This is a genomic window from Streptomyces ossamyceticus (genome assembly GCF_001418475.1).
In the GTDB taxonomy this organism is placed as follows: domain Bacteria; phylum Actinomycetota; class Actinomycetes; order Streptomycetales; family Streptomycetaceae; genus Streptomyces; species Streptomyces ossamyceticus.
On sequence record NZ_LIQX01000899.1, the window covers coordinates 1 to 5,195 of the forward strand.

Consider the following 5,195-nt stretch of genomic DNA (forward strand, 5'->3'; position numbering starts at 1 on the left):
CCCGCTACACGCTGGTCGCGGCGCCCGGCCCCCCGGCCGCCGCGACCAGCGTGTAGCGGGCGAACACCCCGTCCGCCGTCTCCTTCACCGTGCCCGCGGCAGCCACGGGTGCCGCGCGCGGCGCGGGCAGCACCGCCAACGACGGCTCCGGGGACCGGCTGTGCACCCGTACCTCGTCGCGGTGGGTGTCGAAGACGACGCCTCCGTCGCTGAGGACCAGCCGGTCGGCGCCCCAGGCGGGGCCCCGGTAGGCGGTGCGGGCCGTGGCCGCGTCCAGGACGAGGAGGTCGACGCGGCGGCCGTCGGCGGTGTCCACCTCGACGAGGGCGTCCGTGCCGGGCCGCAGCCCGGTGACGAGGAGGCGGTCCCCGACGGTCGTCAGATCACCGGAGGGCGCCCGCGCCGCCTTCACCGTCCGTGCGTCCAGGGCGAGTTCGGGGGTGATGCCGTCGATCGCGGCCAGCACCAGCACCGGGCGGCCCGCGGGGCCGTCACCGCTGTCCTCGGGTCCGCCGCCCGTACCGTCCAGCACGCACACCACCTGCGCCGTGGCCCACTCCAGGCACAGTCCGCCCAGGTCGAGCCGGAGCGGCCAGCAGAAGTAGGCGCCCCCGCGGACCGTGACCGGCGTGGCCGGCAGGGTGAGGGGCGACGCGTCGGGGAAGTCCACCGTGAAGGAGACGTCCGTGTGGTCCGGCAGCGGCTCGTGCGGCTGGTGGTTGTTGACGAAGAGGAAGCCGGACCGTCCGTCGCCGCGCACCGCCCAGCGCAGGGTCTCCCGGTCGTCCTGGCCTGTCGGGAGCCGATCGGGCAGGACCGACCTCATGGGGGCGATGAGCTGCCCGAAGTCGGCCAGCAGCAGGTGCTGGAGGCGGAGTTCGTCGTAGGAGGGGCGGTACTGGCCGTACTCGCCGAGCGGGGCCTGGAAGTCGTAGGTGAGCAGGGGCAGGTCGTTGGGGTAGCCGGTGGCGTGGGACTCCTGGAGGAACGTGGTGCGCCCCCGGGGGTTCGTGCCGCCGTGGAACATGTAGTAGCCCTGCCACACCGAACCGCACCCGATCTTGGTGAGGCCGAGGGCGCCGATGTCGGCGGCGTCGACGCGCGGCCTGCGGTGGTAGGCCACGGCCATGCCGCCGCCCAGCTCGCAGGTGGCCCAGGGGAAGCGGTCCGCCAGCGCCTGCGGGTCGCCGCCGCGGACCGTGGTGGGGCGCAGATCGGCGCCGATGCCCTCGTCGTCGCGCTGGTGGGTGAAGAAGAAGTGCTTGCGGCAGGTGTCGGGCCAGCCGCCGTCGGCCTCGGTCCAGAAGGTCTCGGTGTAGCCGCCGTACAGGGGCAGCAGTTCGTCCGGGGGCAGCTGGACGCCGCCCCAGGCGGTCGAGGTCCACAGCGGGGCGGCGAGTCCGGCCTCCTGGGCCGTCCGCTTCAGGGTCAGCAGATGGCCCGGCTGGTCGTACAGCTCGTTCTCGATCTGGACGGCGACGACGGGCCCGCCGTGGCCCCGGTCCAGACCGCGCAGTTGCTCGGCCAGGGCCGCGTACCAGCGGCGTACGGGCGCCAGGTACGCGGGGTCGTCGGTGCGGGGCGCGTCGGTGCGGGCGAGGACCCAGTCGGGCAGGCCCCCGCCCCGTACCTCCGCGTGCACCCAGGGGCCGATGCGGGGGATGAGGTCCAGGCCGTGGCGGGCGCAGAGTTCGGCGAAGCGCCGCAGGTCGCGGTCGCCGTCGAAGCGGAGGTCGCCCTCGGTCTCCTCGTGGTGGATCCAGATGACGTACGCGGCGACGACCGTCACCCCGCCCGCCTTCATCTTCAGCAGTTCCTCCTCCCACTCCCCGGCGGGGCAGCGGGTGAAGTGGAACTCGCCGGAGACCGGGAACCAGGGGCGGCCGCCGCGGGTGAGCCAGCGGCTGGTGACCTCGATGGGGTCGCCCGCGCCGGGGACGTCCGCGAAGGGCAGATGACCGCGCAGCGGGGGCGGGGGCTCGGCCGGGAGGCGCAGTCGGTGGGGAGCCGTCATCAGGGCTTCACCGGCCCCAGGTCGGGTGTGTCGGTGAAGTGCGCGCGGGCGGCGGTGGTGGCGTTCAGCTCCAGCAGGACCAGCTCGTTGGCGCCGGGGCGCAGGACGGGGGCGGGGACGTAGAGGGTGCGCTGCGGGCCCCGGTTCCAGTAGCGGCCGAGGTGGAAGCCGTTGACCCAGGCCTGGCCCTTGGTCCAGCCGGGCAGGGAGAGGAAGGTGTCGGCGGGGGTGTCGATGTCGAAGGTGCCGAGGTGGAAGGCGGGCACGGTGACGTGGGCCGTCTCGCCGGCCGGGGCGAAGGGCACCGTGGACAGGTCGGTCAGGGGCAGCCGGTGGATGTCCCAGCCGTGCAGGGCCGTGCCGTTGAAGGTGACGGGGCCGAGCAGGCCCTTGGGGGCGCCGATGCGGGGCCCGTAGTTCACCCCGCCCATGTTCTCGACCAGCACCTCCAGGGTGGCACCGGCGCGGGGGACGCGCAGCGGCAGGGTCTCGTCGTGGCGTTCGCGTTCCAGTACGCCGACGGGGGCGCCGTCCACGAAGACCTGGGCGCGGTCGCCGACCCCGCCGGCGAAGTGCAGCAGGCCGTCGCCCGGCTCGGGGAAGGCGCTGCGGTAGAGGACGTAGCCGGAGCGCTGGCCCAGCTCCTCCATGGTGAGCGGGTCCTCGGTGCGGCCGGCGGAGACGCTGTGGGCGGTGGCCCACGGCAGGAGGGGCGCGCTGCGGTCCAGCTCGACGGTGATGCCGGAGAGCTTCGGGGACGGGGCCGGGGCGGGCTCGTCCGGGACCGGGGCGTGGCGGGCGATCACCTCGCGGAAGGCGTGGTACTTGGGGCCGGGGTCGCCGGACTCGGTGAGGGCGGCGTCGTAGTCGTAGGAGGTGACGATCGGCGCGTAGCACTGGTCGTGGTTGGCGCCGTTGGTGAAGCCGAAGTTGGTGCCGCCGTGGAACATGTAGATGTTGACGGAGGCGCCCGCCGCGAGCAGCAGGTCGAGGTCGGCGGCGGCGTTGGCGCCGTCCCGTACGTGGTGCTCCTCGCCCCAGTGGTCGAACCAGCCGATCCAGAACTCCGAGCACATCAGGGGCCCTTCGGGCTGGTGCTCGCGCAGCTTGCGCAGCGACTCCTCGATCCGGCCGCCGAAGGTGCCGGTGGACAGCACACCGGGCAGGCTCCCGGCGGCCAGGTGGTGGGCGGAGCCCGTCTGGTCACAGGTGAACAGCAGCTCCTCGACGCCGCGGGAGCGCAGCGCGTTGTGCACGTGCTTGAGGTACGCGGTGTCGTCGCCGTACGCCCCGTACTCGTTCTCGACCTGGACTGCGATGACGGGTCCGCCGTTCGCGGCCATGTGGGGCAGCAGCGGGGGCAGCAGGATGTCGAGGTAGCGGTCGAGGGCGTCCGTGAAGCGGGGGTCGCTGGTGCGCAGCCGGATGTCGTGGTCCGTGGTGAGCCAGGAGGGCAGGCCACCGCCGTCCCACTCGGCGCAGATGTACGGGCCGGGGCGCAGCAGGACGTGCAGGCCCTCCTCGCGGGCGAGGCTCAGGTAGCGGGGCAGGTCGAGGAGCCCGTCGAGGACGAGAGGGCTGTCGGGGTCGGGCTGGTGGAGGTTCCAGGGGACGTACGTCTCCACCGTGTTGAGGCCCATCAGCCGGGCCTTGCGCAGCCGGTCCGCCCACAGGTCGGGGTGGATGCGGAAGTAGTGCATCGCGCCGGAGATGATCCGGAACGGTTCGCCGTGGAGGAGGAAACCGTCGGAGGACGTGGTGAGAGCGGGCGTGCGCAAGGCTGTTTTCCCTTCGGCTCGGGACATGCGGGTGACTCGGGGACGGATGCGGTTCAGCGGGACGGGGTGGCGGTGCGGGTGGCGCGGATCAGCCACAGGGTGGCCAGCAGGCACAGGGCCGACACGACGCACAGCAGCAGCGGCACGGCGCGGACCCCGGACCATTCGATGGCCTTGCCGAGTGTGGGCCCGGCGGCCACTCCCCCGACCATGGACGCGGCGATGACCAGCGCGCCGACGCTGCGGGCCCGCGGCGCGGCGGCGTTCAGCCAGGGCAGGCCGGTGGGGAAGATCGGCGCCATGAAGAGGCCGACGCCGGCGTACGCGAACGGGGCGAGCCAGGGGACGACGGCGAGGAGGAGGCAGACGGTCATGCCCGCGCAGGAGACGGTGATGATCGTCTGGGGGGAGTGCCGCAGGGCGACGGGCACCACCAGGAAGCGGCCGACGGTCAGCATCAGCCAGTACACGGAGGTCGCGGTGGCGGCGGCTCCCGCGCTGTAGCCGACGGTCTCCAGGTGGGTGGGCTCCCAGCCGCCGACGCCGGCCTCGACGCCCACGTGCAGGACGTACAGCGCGACGAACACGCCGAGCACCGAGGCCAGGCTGCGGCGCAGGGCGGACCCGCCGGCCTGCGCGGTGCCCTCGTCCGGGGCGGCGGTCAGGGGCGCGCGGTCGCGGACGCCGCGCAGACACAGCAGCAGGGGCAGGTTGGCGGCGGCGAAGGCGAGGAAGACGGCCGGGTAGTGCTCGGCGCCGACCGCGCCGATCAGGGCGGGGCCGAGGATCGCGCCGATGCCGAAGTGGGCGTTGAGGATGTTCAGCATGGCCGTCGAGCGCTTGCCGAAGCCGACGGCGAACAGCTGGTTGAGGCCGTAGTCGATACCGCCGAAGCCGAGTCCGGCGAGCAGGGCGGCGGCGAGGCCGACGGGCCAGTTCGGGGCGAGCGCGAAGCCGGCCGCGCCGAGGGCCATCAGCAGATACGAGGCGCCGAGGATCGTCCGGTTGCCCATCCGGCCGTAGAGCCGGTCGAAGAGCAGGACACCGGCGACACCGCCGATGAAGTGGGCGCTCAGCCCGAGCCCGGCGGCCGACGGGGACAGCCCGAACTCGTCACGAAAGGCCGGGATGGCGGGCCCGTACAGCGCCTGGAGGGCTCCGATGAGCACGAACCCCACACAGGAGGCGACCACGGCGGCCGGGCTGAACACCCGCGCCTCCTCGGCGGTTCGGGGGTGCACAGCGGATGCGGTCGGTACGTCGGACACGCGAGCACTCCACCTCGTCGCGGCTGGGGACCCTCGCAGTGTTACCGGTAACATCACGACCGTCAAGACTCGTTCGGCCGGTCGCCCAGGTGGGGGCCGGGAGCCGCGGGGTGCGATGCCGTCTCTTATACACAT

The 5,195-nt window shown here is 73.5% G+C and carries 3 protein-coding genes; all 3 read right to left on the minus strand.

Going from position 1 to position 5,195, the window contains the following annotated elements:
• Positions 1–4: 4 nt before the first annotated feature.
• The 3 genes from AOK15_RS40300 to AOK15_RS40310 are packed head-to-tail and all read right to left on the minus strand — an operon-like array spanning position 5 to position 5,003.
• A complete protein-coding gene (locus AOK15_RS40300) occupies positions 5–2,014 on the minus strand; it encodes a beta-galactosidase (protein WP_240508819.1) in 2,010 nt (669 codons plus the stop codon).
• Positions 2,014–3,792: a glycoside hydrolase family 35 protein gene (locus AOK15_RS40305; protein WP_055524114.1), complete on the minus strand. Its 1,779-nt coding sequence runs from the start codon at positions 3,790–3,792 to the stop codon at positions 2,014–2,016. The genes AOK15_RS40300 and AOK15_RS40305 overlap by 1 nt, the downstream gene beginning before the upstream one ends.
• 53 nt (positions 3,793–3,845) lie before the next feature.
• Entirely contained in the window at positions 3,846–5,003 is a 1,158-nt protein-coding gene (locus AOK15_RS40310; RefSeq protein ID WP_055524117.1) for an MFS transporter, read from the minus strand.
• Positions 5,004–5,195 lie beyond the last annotated feature (192 nt).

What these genes read in the sequence shown, in the direction of transcription:
- AOK15_RS40300 (WP_240508819.1), bottom strand. Translation starts at nt 2,014, where the DNA reads ATGACGGCTCCCCACCGACTGCGCCTCCCGGCCGAGCCCCCGCCCCCG.